Here is a 16,785-nt window from a genome sequence, read left to right as displayed (position 1 = left end):
GGAATGGCATCTAGATAATGCCTTTTTCTTTAAAAACAGTGATTTCGCTCTCACTATAACCGAGAAGGGTGTGAAGAATCTTATCCGTATCTTGTCCTATCTTCGGTGCCCCACGCCAAACCTGGGCGGGAGTTTCGCTCATTTTTGGACAAAAGCCAAAGGCTTTCACATTTTCTTCCAAGGTCTCATCGAAGTACTGAATGAAATTGCCTCTCTTCTGATAATGTTCGCTAGCAGCAAGTTCGGCTGAGGTTCTCACGATTCCACAGGGCACTTTCAAACTAAGCAAATATTCCTTAGCCTTTTCAGCATCTCTTACTGCAACCCATTCTGTTGCAATCTGGTTTAACTCCAGGCCTAACTCTGAATTAATTGCCTCAACGGATCCTCCTGCTGCTTCATGGGAATATTTATTCAAGTCGAGTCCCAGAGCCTTAACAAATCGCCCATAAACTGCCGGACCATAGGCTCCAATGTATAAATACTTATTATCTTTAGTTTTAAAGAGGTTGCCCGGTTGAAAAATAGCTACCTTATTTCCTTTTCGTTCTCTAATTCGACTTAAAAGAAAATATTGCACAAAGGTATCATTGAGGACTTTGCTCATCGCTTCGATCTGAGCAACGTCAACCGCTTGCCCCTGACCCGTTTTTTGAGCGTGAATATAAGCCATGAGAATTCCATTAGCTGCAAACATAGCTGTTAAATAATCATTAATAAACGTTGCCGCATGTGATGGCGGCGATGGTTCTGGAAAACCATTAACAAACATATAGCCCCCTTCCGCTTGACCAATCGGATCATAGGAAGGTCGATCACACTCCGAAAGAACACCCCCGAACTGGGGTCTGCCAAAGCCGCTTATATGAGCAATGACTAACTTTGGGTTAACTTCCAAAAGCATCTTTTCTGTTATTCCCAGTTTCTCTGTCCAGACCATATTTTCTACCCAGACATCACAGTTCTTAATTAAAGAGAGAAAAATCTCCCGGCTTTCTGGTATTTTAAGGTTAATTTCAAGTGTCAAACTTAGTTTATTTCTGGCTTCCTGGATCCACCCAGCACTGACCCGCTTATCACCCCGCTTAATAACAGGAGCCTGTTCCCGATAAGGATCACCTACCTTTGGCCTCTCGATATGAATAACCTCAGCCCCGTATTCCCCAAGCAATGATGCACAAAAAGGTGCTGCCACAATACTTCCTGTCATTAACACTCTCATACCTGTTAATGGTCCATAGGTTGGCACAAGAGCCGGCGCAGGAATTCGCTCAATTTCTTTCCATCGTTCCATGGTCTTTTCCCCTTTCCACTAATTAATTTCAACATGAGTGAGAATAAGGATCATAAAACACGTTTGATATGCCAGGAGACACCTATTTTGAAATATTCTGATTATTTGGATTTGCAATTCTCGTGCCATCCCTAAAACAAATATCTCTCCTCCCTGAAGAAGCGGATTTGAAGATATTTTCAAAGACTGGAATAATTTAAAGTCCATTACCTATTGGCAAAATATTTTTCAAGAATGTAAAAATTTTTCCGTATCCAATATAAAAGGTTTATGCTTTTAAAATTACAAAAAAAAATTAGCATCTAAAATCATGCTAATCGCGGCTGACCTAATGTAGTAAGATTATTAGGCTAGGGTTAATAGGTACTTAGTTAAGAGACAATTAGTTTATAATAAGCGCCTGCGCTTAATTATAATTTAACATCTTCGAAAGAGTTGGGCGGCTAATTCCAAGTTTCAGTGCTAATTCACTATTGCTTAATTTTGCTGTAGCTCTCATTCTGCGAACAATTTCTGTATTCATTTCCGCTAAGGTACTAATACAAACACTTATTTTATCCTTATTTCCATCCTTCGAGTCAGCGGAAAAATTATTTTCAACAAATTCTTCGTCAATAAGTTCAAGCATAATAGTTGATGCATCCTTTTCATTATTTGCTAATACCACACATCTTTCTACTAAATTTTGAAGCTGTCTGCTGTTCCCGGGCCAATCTAAATTGGATAGTCTTTTGAGGACGTATGGTGGCAAAGAATTGACTGTTTTGGAGTACTTTTTAGAAAATTTCCTCGCAAACAAAATTACTTGATCCGGAATATCCTCCCTTCTCTCACGCAGAGGCGGTAAAACAACTTTTAAGACACTTAAACGAAAATACAAATCCTCCCGAAATGTTCCTCTCCTAACTAATTCTGTTAAATCTTCATTAGATGCAGCAATGATCCGAACATCCACTGTAACTACACGGTCGCTGCCTATGCGCCGAACTTCTTTTTCCTGAAGTACTCTCAATAAGTTACTTTGCTGTTCAAATTTCATTTTCCCAATCTCATCTAAGAATAGAGTTCCGCCATTCGCCAGTTCAAACAAACCAGGTTTGCCCCCTTTTATTGCACCAGTAAAAGAACCTTCCGCATAACCAAAAAGTTCACTTTTAAATAAATTATCATCGAATGATGCACAATTAACTGCAACAAATGGTTCTTTACGCCTCACATAATGTTCATTATGAATACTCTGAGCCAACAATTCTTTACCAGTACCACTCTCTCCCCGGATAAGTATTGTACAGTCTGTATTTGAATATTTCTTCGTTTTCTCAATAATAGCAGCCATTTTACGGTTCACATAGATAATATCGTTGAACGTATATTTTGCTCTGAATCCTTTTGCCAATAACTCGCTTTTATGCTTAGGTTCTTGAACTTTACTGTATAATCTAGCTTCCAGAAAATTTCTAGCTTGAGTTAAAGCGTTTTTAATGGTTTTTTCTCCGGCAGATACGGAGACGTAAACTAACCCATATCGTTTCACTAAGTTTTTGATTCTCTCTCCAACGCCCAATATTACTTGAATCCCATCGTTACGTGCTTCTTCCATATGATTTTCCAGTTCCGCCCAGCTTTTGTAGACGTAAATTTTAACGTTAAGGCCAAGAACATAACTAAGTTGTCTTACGACGGTGGGGTCCTCAGTTCCGGCAATAAATAAACCTATTTTCTCTCCCGTTGCTTTTGCCTTATCAAGAGCCAGAATTACCTCATACTCCGTGGGATGAATACTAATCATTTGAATGAAAGGTAATTCTTGTCGTAATAATTCCAATGTTGCCCCTCCGCTTAATATTACTTTGATGCGATCAGGATCATTTGTTATAATATCTTTGATTAAACTTACAGCAGATTCGAAAGAAGTCTCTATAATTGAAACAAACATATTTAGTTCACTTTGAACTTGTTCAATAATTTTCGTCGCTTCTTTATCCGGTGAAGTTACAACAATCTCTGTAAGCATGATATCCCCCCAGCGCTAATCCAAATAAAATTCTAAAGGATAAATAATTCAAAACTAACTATATTCCATAACACTATCCTCCTTTACATTTTACATATAATACAAGCAAAATTTATACCAAGACAAACAGCTAATGACAAATATTTTGAATTGTCTTAATTTACCCAATTATTAGGCAATTACGGATAATCCCTTCCTGATATACCTCTAACTCACGAATGTTGCTCGAGTTTTTATCAAAATAGTTGCACTGGTAATACAATTTGGTGCTATTTAAGCGACATTGTTTCAATTGTGAGACTTAACTCCAGAAATCCAAAGTTGGTGCAAATAGTCAAAGGCGTTCTCAGTATAATGAGAACGCCTTTATTTAATGATTTGGCAAGGGACAGCCCCCGTAGCGATTAACAATTACTCTTTTATTTTATCCAGATATCAAGATTATCTTTATATTCGATAATTTTCTCTGCGATTTTTACTCCAACATATTGAAAATAGCTCTCGCCGAAGTAATTTTGATTCTCAACAAACTTCACGCCCGCATTAACTCTGTGGAGCAGAGGTATGCGGTTGGTTTTATTTATATCAAAGTTCTTAATTCCTTTACCAAATTCTTCGCCTAAAATAGCATTTCCCCAATAGACTGGTCCCTTCTCCGGCTTAATTTTAAAGACCCGTCGCAGAAATTCATAGGGAAAGGCACCAAAGGTAATAATAATTTTCGGTTTATAGTCTAAGACAATATCCCTGAACATCTCAATTTCTTCGCCGACTTCAACGCCCCACCAGTTTAAAGTATTGGGAACGATACCACTATCTGTTACTGCGTTCCTAATATATAGGTTTGTTGTATCAATTCTCGTTTGTATTTCCCGATAAACTTTATCCTGTATTTCGGCAAGAACCGGTGTCCATATTTGATGGCGAACTGCTGGATATTTGGGATTTACCAATAACCAAATTGGATAATTTTTATCTCCTGTATCTCTCTTAGCCTTTTCAGTTTGAGATATATAGTTATGGCGTATGAGATTTGACATTTTTACCCCGCCTCTCAATCAATTTACCGATCGTCGATCACTCATCGTTTTAGGTTTACAATCATCTTTAATTAGTGCTGGTATTTTCAAAATAAGCTGGCTTTTTATTGGAGCTGTTCCCGCCATTAAAATTCGAAACAGATTGTAAGAGATGATAGGCAAAATTATCAGTTTCTGTGTTAGTATTTTCACAAGAAAATGCAACCCTTGTCTTCTCAATATCAAGAGCAATCGATTTTAACAGGTCGTCTTCAGACAAGGTAAACTCGTAATCCATTCCTAATTCAGTATCTAGATTCGCTTTTAAAAGTAGTAAATTAATCTCCGGCCTTACTCCGCAGATCATGGCTTTTCCGCCAAACCTCTTTACAGATTTAATAAAAACCTTCAGGGCATTTAGCGATGTTACGTCAAGGGAAATAACATTTTTCATTTCCAAAACATAAAGATTAGCTTTATCAACCAAACTATCAAGTTTTTGTTCTAAATCGTAGGCAGAGCCAAAGTACAAATGACCTTCTATTTGGATGATAAGCAAATCGGTTTTCTCATCTACGACCATTAATTCCTGCCGGTTAATTTTCAAATCCCTTCCCTGTGAAGGAATGAACAATTTGATTGGTGATTTATTTGTGTCCTTGAGATAGAGTATTATGGATAACACTATCCCCGTATAAATCGCATAATCTAAATCCGGCAGCAAGATTGTTGCTAAACAAGTTACCGCCATAGCTAAAGAATCTGAATTAAATTTCCCTAATTTGATAATATTTTTAATTTCTTCTTGGTCAATTAAACTATATGCCGTTACCAGGATAACTCCTGCCAAGCAAGGATTCGGAATATAACAGGCATAGGGTGCAAAGAACAAGAGGACAAGGGCTATCACCACACCTGACAGAATTCCTGACAATCTGCTAACTGCTCCATTATGGTAGTTAATAGCGGAACGGGTGAAGGAACCTGAGGCAGGAAAACACTGGAAGAATGAGGATATTATATTCGCAAGTCCCTGTCCAATGAATTCTTGATTGGCATCAATTCTTTGTCTAGAGGTACTTGAAATAGATTTAGAAATTGAAATCGCCTCGACCAAGCCGATCACAGAAATCGCAACTGCTCCACTAAAAACTTTACTCGCTGAATCAAAACTGAATTGAACCATTTTGAAAGGAGGCAAGGACGAAGGTATAAATCCTGTAAGTTTAACACCCTTTTGATCCAATCCAAACAGGATAATGATTAAGATCGGGATAACAATCCCTATAAGTGCACCAGGCAAGTTTTTATTGATTCTTTTACAAGTCAAAATAATCACGATTGTCAATAATCCCAGTCCTAATGCATAGAGATTGGTTTGATTAATATGAGTTAATACATAGTAAAGTTTCTCCATTGTTGGTAATTGAGCTGAATTTTTAATTGATATGCTCAGTATCGTATTCAATTGTCCAAGGGCGATTAAAACACCTGCGCCCGCGGTAAAACCCACAATAACGCTATGTGATACAAAATTAATGACTTTTCCTAGTTTAATTATTCCATACAACATTTGTAAAGTTCCTACTAAGAACGTCATAAGAAAGAGCATTTGATAAGCATTATCAAGTCCCATATAGTTTCGCATACTTCCTGCAACGAGCAAGCAAATGGCATTTGTAGGACCAGTAACCAAATGTTTTGAACTTCCAAAAGCTGAACCGAAAATAGAAGACACGATAGCCGTGTATAGACCGTAAATTGGATTCACTCCTGCGATCAGAGCATACGCCATCGACTGAGGAATCGCTACTACAGCAACAGTCAAAGCAGCAATTAAGTCTTTGGTGAAATATTCCTTTTTGTAATTTTTAATTGTAGATATCACGGGAATATATCGAAATCCTGTTAGGTTCAAATTAATTCCACCTTTCCTCTGAATAACAACCCTCTAGGTTATCTGTGTTGTTAATAATGCATTAGGGTTGTTATTCCGAACGTTTAAGGCATAACTCCAGTCTCAAAATTTAGCAACAAAAAACCAAGCCTATTGGTGTTAACATATACCTATAGACGTTCAAATCGCCTTAAAAACGGCGGCCTAGAATTCCTCAACACAGATGACTTTGATTGAGACTTAGTTGCAGCCTCATCTTAGGCTGCAACTAAGTCCTCTTTTCTTTTAAGCATGAGATTTTGCAGCAGCTATCTTAGTCAGGGTAGATAACCATAAGGAATTCTGGTATAATTTATTTAGTCACATTTTTTAGCGGCCTTCGAGGCTGCTTTTTTTATTTTTTTAACTCTAACCCAATCGTCGGAATTTTTGTTCCTGTTTCTAAAACTGTCCATTTACGCATGCTCTCTTCCTCCGCTTCTTTGTTCCAATTGATCAGCTAAGATAACCCCGAAGGATGCTACCATAACCATGATCGCTAATATACCTGTTAACATTGCTCTCACCTCCAAATTAAATATTTCACTAATTTAATAAAAGGTTAACATTATGTTTTTATTCTGTCTATGGGAAATCAATATGCTCACCATCAATTAACGCAATGGTGAAAACGATAAATAATGTAATTATCGATTTACTTCCACAATACTTCAGTTATCCTTTTGATTACTTTATGGATTTTTTTCCTTGCTCAGATTCATTACTTGCAATATAATCTACAAAATACCGCCATATATATCTTATATTGTCTACAATTCGACATTACCATTCTCTAAAATGATTAGCGATGGTTTAGGTATCCAGTTGAAAGCAGTAACTAACCAATAATTATTACCGATGCTGAAAGAATGATCCTAAAAAAAAAATCCCTAAAAAGAAGTAGAAGCCTTCTTTTAAGGACAAAATTTCATCCAGATCCTTAATAACGCTGGTTCTTGTGCCACGTTTAATTAACGCAGCAAAAAAGAGGTAACCACTTATTCGGTCACCTCGACAAAATCAAAACCTGTTTTAGTCTAGCTTTTTCATCAGGGCTTCTTACAATTGGATTGAATGTGTAATAATAATTCCTAGCAATTTTCCAGATAATTATCTATAAATTCTTGCGGAAGCTTTTTAATCAGCATAACTGGTATCGTTGACTTATTAAGTAAATTATGAGCTAAACTGCCGAAGATTAACCCCTTAAAACTTGATAAACCACGCGTTCCAATAATAATTTGATCAAAAGAATTAGTATTTGCATAATCAAGGATTATATCTTCAATGTGAGATGTATCATTAGGAGCATCGCTTGAGCCCTTAGTGTATATTTCTTTATGGGCAACATTATATCCCTGGTTGAAGAAGATTTGATTTGTTTTACGAAGAATCTTATAATATTCCTTCTTAGTCTCGTTACCCGATTCAGAAAGAACATGCTTCATCCATTCAGAAGTAGGAGTAGCCGGCCAAGTATCTCTCCAATCATACGCTTTAAATAAAGGAGATTCATTTTCCTCAATGACTCTTAATACCGTTAATTGCATATCTGGCATATTTTGCAATAGTGTAGCTGTGTAAACCGCTGCAGAAAATGCCTGATGCGAGCCATCAGAGTAAAGAAGTACTTTAAACTGAGAATCATTCATAATTTCAATCTCTCCTAATAAAATATAGGACTATTTTATCATAATTACGAGTTCTCAGTCTCTAGTGTTTTAAAATTTTTTTCGGAGTATTTTGACTCCCATTTTGAGCTCATCTATAGTTAAAGCCCAGATATGATTACAATCAATAATCAACTCTGAAATTGCTTTCGAGCCGGTTAGGCAGTTTATAATTAACTAACTTATCCAGCCACATGAAAAACGCCTGAAGCTGCCGAGAGTATAATAATAATTTCCAACCCTACCATAATTGCATAGGGGATATCTTTTTTTATAGAATAATTGACAAACAAGGTAATATAACCAATAACAGAAACTAGTCCTAAAAATGCTAATCCAACTAAATTCATATAATCAGCATGGCTGACCATTGTTAACCAACTCCAACCCGAAGGAGCATGAGTAAGTTTTGCATATTCATGAACTGAAAGCCCCCAATACTGAGGCATTTGCGAAGGCGCAACCATTGGATTAAATAAACCCGCCATATACAGAATAAACGTAACAGCCATAATACCTATGCCGGCCCAGGAACATACTAATAAAATATTTGCATATCGATTCTGTTCAGGACTAACCATTGAACTTAGAGCAGCATCCGAAGGACTGACTACACTTTGAGCACGGCCATTGGAAACAGAAGCTTGACTATTCATAATTTTTACCCCCATCCTAATCCATCTAATAAAGATTTTAACCCTGCAAATAATAACATAAGGATTACAATATAGCGGATTGATTTAGGTTTTGTAATACTGAGAAGCCGAACACCTACACGTGATCCAACCATAATGCCAAGAACTGAAGGAATAGTAATTATTGCAAGTACTGCACCTTGATTTAAATAAATCCAGGCCGCTGAGGTATCAGTGATTGCCAGTAGTGACATACTCGTACCAACTGCTATTTTGAGAGGAGCACCTAGCAGGAGATTCAATACAGGAACGTTAGCCCAACCTGCGCCAATTCCAAACATTCCAGCGATAATCCCAATAAGGCAGAAGAGCAACAAACCTTGAGGCAGTCTCCAAACCGTCCAGTTTATATCTTGGCCGCTGGAAGACTCATAATATGCGCCCCCGATATTCAGATAGCGAGCTAAGGAATCCGGACGGCCGATCTTGGGGATTTCACTATTTTTCGAAAACACGAATACTAAGGCAATACCTGTAATTAAAACGCCTAATAATATTTTCAATATATTCTGTGGAAGAGCAAGTCCTAAATAAGCTCCTGCGATACTTGAAGAAGAAGCAAGCAATGCCAGGGGAATCACTAATCGCAAACTGGCCATATTTGCTTTGAGGAGCTTTGGCCCGGCAGACAATGAACACGCAAGTGCAACAAATAAACCCGTGCCGCGAATGAAATCAAAGTTAAAAGGAAAAAAGCTGCTAATGATTGGTACAAATAGTGTGCTTCCCCCAATCCCTGCTAAGGCCGAAACAATACCTATAAAGAAGGTTGTTACCATCAAGGCAAGCGGCCACACCCACCAAGGCACACCTGGTGTACTAGCCGCATTCGCCACAGCAAGACTAGTTGATGCAAATATTGAACTGGTGTGGGCGAAAAATTGTCCGATCATATTCTGGGCCTCCTATATACGTTAAATTTTCTAGGCATTAAGTCTTAAACTTATATATTTTTTAAATCTCGCACCCCCTACTTTTTTAATATGTGAGTCTTCTCACAAATAGAGTAACATTTGTCTTCGCCTCGTGTCTATAGGATAACAATATGTTCATAATCGATTTTATCTATGGTTCGAGCCCTATAAAGAGTCCCTAAAAAAAACAAAGGTCCGTAGGAACGTACTCACTACAGACCTCTATCAATTTTGGCTAGAACTTCTGTCAGTTCCAACTCATTTTCACAAGAGAATAATTTTATTGAAAGAAACTTTACTCAATTCAGTAAAGAGCGAATGTCTAAAGTGATCCTTTAACTTTACCTGATAATAGTTAACTCGAACCACTCCCTCTTTTAGAAGTAGTAGTCTTACAATCGGATAAATTGATTAATTTAGTTCTAAATTGCACTAACGATTAGACTAAGTCCATACTAAATTTATTATCAGCCAAAATGAACATATTGAGGTTTAATGAATAGTTAATAGTTAAAAGTTCTTTTAACAGTTAATGATTCTATGATTAATAAAATGCTAAATCCAAATATCGAGGTTATCCTTATGCTCAATAATTTTATCCGCTATTTTTGTTCCAACATAATGAAAGTATGTCTCTCCGTCTTTAGGGCCAGAATAATTTGGATCTACCGTGAATTTCGCGGTTTCAATCACTCGCCGAAGCAACGGAATTCTATTTGTTTTCGTAATATCAAAATTATTAATTGCTTTTCCAAATTCTTGGCCAAGATTAGCAGTACTCCAAAACTTGGGTCCTTTTTCAGGTTTAATCTGATAAACTCTTCTCAAAAATTCAAAAGGGAATGCACCGAAGGAAATAATAATTTTGGGCTTTGATTCGGCGGCAATTTCCTTAAAGATCTCAATTTCTTCAGCTACTTCAACGCCCCACCAATTTAGAGTATTTGGAACCAGCTCGCTTACTCTAACTGCGTTTCGAATATAAATATTCGAAGTATCTATCCTTGAGTGCAACACTCGAAATACCTTATCCTGTACCTCAGCAAGAACGGGAGTCCATATATTGTGTCGAACAGCAGGATGTTTGGGATTGACAAGCAGCCATATAGGGTACCCTCTATCCCCTGTCTCCTGTTTTATTTTTTCTATCGCAGGAATGTATCTGTTAAGAGTTAAGTTAGACATATGAAAATCCCTCCTCTCAAGATTTAAACATCTAAATGTGATCAGTTCTTCAACTTGGGTCAGGAATCTGCTTTTAAGCAAATGTCTTTAATTTATAAATAATGCTTTATCAAATATTTAATCAAATTTCTTAGCAACCCATAGATATGCTTTCTTAACTGTATCTCTCCTCTATTTGAAAGATGATGGCAGTATTGTCTCCCTCCTCGCCTTAAGTATGTACTTATACTCACAATTAAAGATTATCATTGTGTTAAGGTATTGTCTATAACTAGGCAATATTATCGTAATAAGATTATTCTATTGATAGAGCACATATAAGTGTCTTTTTATTCCATTTTAGTTAATCTTGCCATACCATTGCATCAACTTTAGCTATAATTTTGTGTTAATAAGGATAACAGCCTTTGACCTATCGTAGTTATAAAGAAGTAAAATAAAGAGAAAACGCTTGAAAATCAAAGGTGATTAGAAATATTTAAACCTTGAAATTGTCTTAAAACTTCCGAGTTTGTTAAATTGTGTAGTTCTTCTGAAATATTTTTAAAATTTTATTCAAAAATTATTATAATATTTCTTAATTATCTAGGATATTTTTTCTTTGAAATTAATCTTAATATGGGCTATTTCTATCGATTATGATTGTTTTACTTCCTGTCACTGTCACTGATAACTTATCTGTTAAAAACAAACCCTGAAGTTTGAAGTCTTCAGGGTAGTTGCTGTTACTTAACATCTTATTTAATTCTAATTAAATCCTATTTAATCCATATATCTAGGCTATCTTTATTCTCTATTATCTTTTCAGCTATTTTTTTCCCTACATACTGAAAATAGTTTTCTCCATAATAATTATGATCTTCGATAAATCTCCCACTTTTTACGACTCTGCGCAATAAAGGTATGCGATTAGTTTTCGTGATATCAAAGTTTTCCAGAGCTTTACCAAATTCATCACCTAAATTTGAGGTACCCCAAAATTTAGGTCCCTTTTCCGGATATATTTCATAGACTCTTCGTACAAATTCAAAAGGAAATGAGCCAAATGTTATTAGGATCTTAGGTTGATAATCCACAACCATTCCCCTGAAAATCTCAATTTCTTTAGCTAATTCCGTCCCCCACCAATTTAAAGTATTGGGAATTATTCGGCTGTCGCCAACAACTTTTCTCGTATATAGTTTCGTTGTGTCAATTCTCGTACGCAAGTCTCTATAAACCTTATCTTGTATCTCAGCAAGAACTGGTGCCCATATATTATGGCGTACAGCGGGATGTTTAGGATTTACTAATAGCCAAATAGGATATGATTTATCTCCGGTCTCCCGTTCAACTAATTCAGCCGGATTTGAAGTTGTTGTATTAGTTTCATTTAACGATGACAAATTAACCCCTTCTTTCAGTATTCAGTCATGCATATAAAAGCCCCAAAGAGAAATTCTCATTTAGGGCAAGTTATCCAGTTCCTGCTTCATAAGTTAAAAAAATATATTACCGGTACGGCCACTGATCATATGTGCAATTTGGGAGTTCTCTTCTCTTGTGTCCGATAAGAAATTACTAATAAATTCTTGAGGCAGCTTCCTAATTAATAATACTGGGATTGATGACTTATTTTGTACCTTATGAGCTAAGCCCCCGAAAATTAACCCTTTAAATATTGAGAAACCATGTGTTCCCATAATAATCAGGTTATATGAGTTTCTTTTAGAATAGTTTAAAATTAAATCTGCAGTATCAGAGGTATCTGACTTATCAATATTGGAAAATAATAGTTGATGGTTTATTTGGGACGAATTTTCCACAAATATACGATTTGTTTTCGATACTAAACGAGCATATTGATCTCTATGATCTTCCTCAGAATTAATCAACTGCTTAAACCAATCATCTTCAGGAATTTTAAGATAAGTCTGTGACCAGCTAAGCTCCGATTCAGACTCCCAGTAAATCCTCTTATACTTTCGTCTTAATTCCCTCCAACTAAACTCACTCCCCATAAAACGTTCATGACTTTCATGTATTTGAAGAATTGTCAATTTCATATTCGGAATATTATTTATAAGTGATGCGGCACATACAGCGGCAGAGATTGATTGTGCTGATCCATCAGAATAGAGCAAGACATTAAAATTTGAACTCTCCATATAAATAGCCCCTTCCCTGAATAACTTGAGCTAGTAATATTTCGCACTTATTGGCCATATAGATAAATTCTATAAAACTTCCGTTTTTATTTCGAAAATAATTATTCAGCATTGTTTCGATTTTATGGTATAATTAACATGTCAAATTTCTTAGCAGCCTTTCTAAGGCTGTTTTTTTTCTATCAAATTGATTCACACCGTATCATGATACCACATTAATAAAAGCATATCCTTTTGAAAGTACTTATTTTTAGCAAAACAAAAACAGTAAGAAGATTTTATAATAGGTTAAAAAAGATATCAATTTTTTCTCAGATTTTACCTTAATCCGATACTTAGATTTGTATTTTTTGCATTCACCCCTCCTTTTTCCTTGTGACTTTACTAACAAGTACAGATTAGCATTGTATTTACATGGTGTCTATATCAAATCAATATGTTCATAATCAATATAATTAATAACTACAATCTTTCCTCATCACTGAATCAGAACTTTGGTTATTAATTCTAAGACTATAAGAATAATAATACTTATACAAAAAGGCTTTGGAGTGAATTTCTTCTTCCAAAGCCTTTTAAGCTTAACTGAATATCTTTATAATACATTATGTTGATATTTTGAGAATAAAATATTTAAATAAATAATTAATATTTATTTTCAGTTTTCTTTAGATGTTGTTAAAATTCTTCAGAAGCCAGATAGTTATCAATAAAATCCTGGGGAAGTTTTTTTATTAATAAAACAGGAAGCTTAGATTTATCAAGTACTGTATGGGCTAAACTACCATAAATTAAACCTTTAATTGTTGAAAGACCTCGAGTACCCATAATTATTAATTCAAAAGGATTACTATTAGCATAATCGGTAATCATTTTTACTGTCTCAGAAATGCTAACAGATTCATTCGGACTTGTTTTTTTGTAAAGGATTTGTTCATTAACATTTGCTGACCGTTTCTGATAGATCTCATTAGTCTTTTTTAATATGCTTGCATATTGTTTTTGGCTCTCAATGCTTGACTCAGATTCATTAAGTACACCACTCATCCATTCCGGACTTGGGTTCTCTGGCCATGAATCAAACCATTTATATTCATTTTCAGCTAAACGTCCCCAATGATAACGCTTATATTTCGGTCGCAGCTCTAACCAGCTGTAACTCATTTCTTGTGATTCATCATCGCTTTCTTGTACTTGAAGGATAGTTAATTGCATATTAGGAATCTTTTTTAAAAGCGTTGCTGTATATACCGCCGCTGAAAAAGCTTGATGTGAGCCATCAGAATAAAGTAAAACTTTAAACTTAGAATCGTTCATACAAACACCTCTTTCTCCATGATGGATATTGTGATAATATAATACATTAGACTGATGTACTAGTTGAAATACTCAAATGGTTTTATGCTAATTAATTCCTTATTTATAATTTCTACGATATAAAAAATTATAGCATATTATTATGCTCATAAACAAGTAGAGACAAATTCTAAATAAAGTTATTATTTAGTAAGATTTATCTCTAAAAAAATACCTCAAAGAATATTTCTTCGAGGTAATCAAATGATGCATATTAAAATTTGATCGGGAATGTCTTAAAATATGAAAATGCCGATTATTCCTGATGCTAAGATAAGATATGCCGGATGTATTTTCGTCTTAATTAATAAGATAAAAGCTGCCACTAATAAGATGCTGCTCTTAATGTCAATAAATTGACTACCTCCGATAATACCATTACTTACGGCAAATTTAATAGCAGCATAAGCGATTACTCCAACGATTGTCGGCCTCAGTCCATAAAAAGCAGCTTTTACATAGGGATGATTCTGGAATGTAAAAAACAGTTTTCCGACAACAAGGATAAGTAATAATGATGGTAAAGTTACTCCAATACACGCAACTGCGGCCCCTATTAAACCTGCTAATTTATAACCCACTACTGTTGCTGTATTACTGGCAATTGGACCGGGAGCCATTGCAGATACTGCAATTAAGTTAGTAAATTGACTAATATCTAACCAGTGATGATTTTGCATTTCAGTCTGGATAAGAGGGATCATGGCATAGCCGCCACCAAAACTGACTAACCCAAGCTTGAAAAAAGTAACGATCATTTCTAAATACAAACTCATAATGTTTCACCACTAGCTTTCTTATGAGATAGTCTTTTATCTTGTTGATCCTTAACTTTTACAATCACAATGCCTATAAAAGCTCCTAAGAAGATTACCAGGATTAAGTTGAGACTCTTGAATAGTAAGAGTGATATGATACATATGGCGCAAATTGCAGCACTTATTTTATCCACTACTGAAACGTGTCCCATCTTAAAAGCCGCAGAGGCAATTAAAGCAACTACAATAGGTCTAATTCCCTGCAGAGCAGCCTGAACGTAAACGTTTTGTTGAAATGAACTAAGTAAAGCACCTAAAATTATAATAATCACAAATGTAGGAATAACAATTCCAATTAATGCAGACAAAGCACCAGGAATGCCGCCGATCTGGTAACCAACAAATGTAGCAGAGTTAACAGCAATCGCCCCTGGTAAGGACTGTGAAACTGCGAAGATATCAACGAGGTTTTCACGATCTATCCATTGTTTTTTATGGACAATTTCTTCTTCCATGATAGGAATCATGGCAAATCCGCCGCCAAAAGTAATGGGGGAAATTTTAAAAAACACCATAAATATTTCGTATAAAAATTTAAATGTGATTTTTCTTTTTTCCATTTCCTTTTCCACTTTGACTCCTCCTATGCAAAAGCAAGTTACGCAACATTAAGATTATTAAGTTAACAGATTTTACTCTCCCTCCTTCCCACCTCTTAAGCCTTTTATCTATAGTTGGGAGTTAATTTCGTAGTTGAAGTTGAAGATATTTAGGAGGGCATTACACTATAAGATTTAATAACGTTTCACTTGTTTTGTTTCCTCGAAGTTTGTAATAGAGATTATTTTCACTTGGAGATCTATAAAAGTTAATCCTGCTAGCTAAGGATTAGTGAAAGAGAAATAGATTATTTATGTCTGTTAGTAAAGAAAAATAACATTTCGAATCTTGATTACGAACTTACCGCCTTAGCTAAAAATCTTGATAGATTTTTAACGTTTGTCAGGTATCATACATTTATTACCCTTAATCTTTGTTATAATAAGCTCGCTGCACTGATATTGAATTTATGAGATAAGATTAACACTGTGAGTATTCCGAGTCAATATGGTCGTAATCAGGATATGTTATGATGAGATTTTTTTATGAGAATATTCTGTTAATTATTTGTATCATATTCTGCTGATTTAATTAGCAACTTTATGTTTTTACAAAGGTCTTTTCTTTTGCATCCAATTTACTTCATTCTATATTAGAAGATAAAACTCTATCATTTAATTAACCTCCTCACATCTAGGCTTTAATAGCAATTTACAAAGGATTGATTTCACGAAATATGTAATTTAATTTAAGTTTTATAATTAACATTTATTATTGTCAGATGTTTTTCTTTTAATCCACGGGCTAATCTGCGAATTCATAGGATTGAGGACAGCCGAAAGTTATACTTCTGACAATATATTGAGTAGTTTAGAATAAGAAAAACGCAAAAACCTTTTTATAAAAATGTATATTAAAAAAAGAAGACGAGTATAAACCTTTCGAAATCTCGAAAAGTCATACTCGTCCCTCTGGGAGTTAACCTATTAATATAGTAGCAATTTAAGGCTTAAAGGTATTGAATCACTTAAAATTTAACGTCGAACATGTCGATAACAGGACGTTTGAAGACTGACCATTCTTTGGTTTGTGGATCCCATTTCATGTTAACGAAACAATGCCAGTTTTCTTCGTCAATTACCGGTTTGTCTGTTCTGATATAGTATCCAGGCCAACGTGTTTCATCACGGAAGGTTA

Annotated in this window: 13 protein-coding genes; all 13 read right to left on the bottom strand. The window is 35.3% G+C overall.

The features are described 5' to 3' along the window. Nucleotides 1-10 precede the first annotated feature (10 nt). The 13 genes from ACPUYX_RS13410 to ACPUYX_RS13350 all read right to left on the bottom strand — a co-directional run bounded on the left by ACPUYX_RS13410 (nt 11) and on the right by ACPUYX_RS13350 (nt 15,620). Nucleotides 11-1,294: a CaiB/BaiF CoA transferase family protein gene (locus ACPUYX_RS13410; protein ID WP_426380146.1), complete on the bottom strand. Its 1,284-nt coding sequence runs from the start codon at nt 1,292-1,294 to the stop codon at nt 11-13. A gap of 406 nt (nt 1,295-1,700) precedes the next feature. Continuing rightward, a complete protein-coding gene (locus ACPUYX_RS13405; RefSeq protein ID WP_426380145.1) occupies nt 1,701-3,308 on the bottom strand; it encodes a sigma 54-interacting transcriptional regulator in 1,608 nt (535 codons plus the stop codon). A gap of 419 nt (nt 3,309-3,727) precedes the next feature. Further along, nucleotides 3,728-4,348 carry a hypothetical protein gene (locus ACPUYX_RS13400; RefSeq protein WP_426380144.1) on the bottom strand — a complete coding sequence of 207 codons (621 nt, stop codon included), beginning with the start codon at nt 4,346-4,348 and terminating at the stop codon, nt 3,728-3,730. A gap of 67 nt (nt 4,349-4,415) precedes the next feature. Next, entirely contained in the window at nt 4,416-6,245 is a 1,830-nt protein-coding gene (locus ACPUYX_RS13395; RefSeq protein WP_426380143.1) for a SulP family inorganic anion transporter, read from the bottom strand. A 1,109-nt stretch (nt 6,246-7,354) separates the two neighbouring features. Continuing rightward, nucleotides 7,355-7,915: a universal stress protein gene (locus tag ACPUYX_RS13390; RefSeq protein ID WP_426380142.1), complete on the bottom strand. Its 561-nt coding sequence runs from the start codon at nt 7,913-7,915 to the stop codon at nt 7,355-7,357. Nucleotides 7,916-8,115: 200 nt separating this feature from the next. Next, a complete protein-coding gene (locus ACPUYX_RS13385) occupies nt 8,116-8,589 on the bottom strand; it encodes a DUF1634 domain-containing protein (protein WP_426380141.1) in 474 nt (157 codons plus the stop codon). Nucleotides 8,590-8,594: 5 nt separating this feature from the next. After that, nucleotides 8,595-9,521: a sulfite exporter TauE/SafE family protein gene (locus ACPUYX_RS13380; RefSeq protein WP_426380140.1), complete on the bottom strand. Its 927-nt coding sequence runs from the start codon at nt 9,519-9,521 to the stop codon at nt 8,595-8,597. A gap of 576 nt (nt 9,522-10,097) precedes the next feature. After that, complete coding sequence (locus tag ACPUYX_RS13375; RefSeq protein ID WP_426380139.1) at nt 10,098-10,727, bottom strand: hypothetical protein; 630 nt, start codon at nt 10,725-10,727, stop codon at nt 10,098-10,100. 758 nt (nt 10,728-11,485) lie between these two features. Next, a complete protein-coding gene (locus tag ACPUYX_RS13370) occupies nt 11,486-12,112 on the bottom strand; it encodes a hypothetical protein (RefSeq protein ID WP_426380138.1) in 627 nt (208 codons plus the stop codon). 93 nt (nt 12,113-12,205) lie between these two features. Next, entirely contained in the window at nt 12,206-12,874 is a 669-nt protein-coding gene (locus ACPUYX_RS13365) for a universal stress protein (protein ID WP_426380137.1), read from the bottom strand. A gap of 678 nt (nt 12,875-13,552) precedes the next feature. Beyond that, nucleotides 13,553-14,191 carry a universal stress protein gene (locus tag ACPUYX_RS13360; protein ID WP_426380136.1) on the bottom strand — a complete coding sequence of 213 codons (639 nt, stop codon included), beginning with the start codon at nt 14,189-14,191 and terminating at the stop codon, nt 13,553-13,555. Between the two features lie 275 nt (nt 14,192-14,466). Beyond that, nucleotides 14,467-15,006: a chromate transporter gene (locus ACPUYX_RS13355; RefSeq protein WP_426380135.1), complete on the bottom strand. Its 540-nt coding sequence runs from the start codon at nt 15,004-15,006 to the stop codon at nt 14,467-14,469. Continuing rightward, nucleotides 15,003-15,620 carry a chromate transporter gene (locus tag ACPUYX_RS13350; protein ID WP_426380134.1) on the bottom strand — a complete coding sequence of 206 codons (618 nt, stop codon included), beginning with the start codon at nt 15,618-15,620 and terminating at the stop codon, nt 15,003-15,005. Before ACPUYX_RS13350 ends, ACPUYX_RS13355 begins: the two co-directional genes overlap by 4 nt. Nucleotides 15,621-16,785 lie beyond the last annotated feature (1,165 nt).

It is taken from the genome of Desulfosporosinus sp. SYSU MS00001 (genome assembly GCF_049943955.1).
Taxonomy (GTDB): domain Bacteria; phylum Bacillota; class Desulfitobacteriia; order Desulfitobacteriales; family Desulfitobacteriaceae; genus Desulfosporosinus.
Note: the sequence above shows the minus strand (reverse complement) of the source record. Positions and strands in the feature narration are given on the sequence as shown.

Bases quoted from the DNA above. Each gene is read 5' to 3' on its own strand.
- ACPUYX_RS13385 (WP_426380141.1), bottom strand. From the start codon at position 8,589: ATGAATAGTCAAGCTTCTGTTTCCAATGGCCGTGCTCAAAGTGTAGTC.
- ACPUYX_RS13355 (WP_426380135.1), bottom strand. From the start codon at position 15,006: ATGAGTTTGTATTTAGAAATGATCGTTACTTTTTTCAAGCTTGGGTTA.
- ACPUYX_RS13400 (WP_426380144.1), bottom strand. From the start codon at position 4,348: ATGTCAAATCTCATACGCCATAACTATATATCTCAAACTGAAAAGGCT.
- ACPUYX_RS13365 (WP_426380137.1), bottom strand. From the start codon at position 12,874: ATGGAGAGTTCAAATTTTAATGTCTTGCTCTATTCTGATGGATCAGCA.
- ACPUYX_RS13380 (WP_426380140.1), bottom strand. From the start codon at position 9,521: ATGATCGGACAATTTTTCGCCCACACCAGTTCAATATTTGCATCAACT.
- ACPUYX_RS13390 (WP_426380142.1), bottom strand. From the start codon at position 7,915: ATGAATGATTCTCAGTTTAAAGTACTTCTTTACTCTGATGGCTCGCAT.
- ACPUYX_RS13360 (WP_426380136.1), bottom strand. From the start codon at position 14,191: ATGAACGATTCTAAGTTTAAAGTTTTACTTTATTCTGATGGCTCACAT.
- ACPUYX_RS13410 (WP_426380146.1), bottom strand. From the start codon at position 1,294: ATGGAACGATGGAAAGAAATTGAGCGAATTCCTGCGCCGGCTCTTGTG.
- ACPUYX_RS13375 (WP_426380139.1), bottom strand. From the start codon at position 10,727: ATGTCTAACTTAACTCTTAACAGATACATTCCTGCGATAGAAAAAATA.
- ACPUYX_RS13405 (WP_426380145.1), bottom strand. From the start codon at position 3,308: ATGCTTACAGAGATTGTTGTAACTTCACCGGATAAAGAAGCGACGAAA.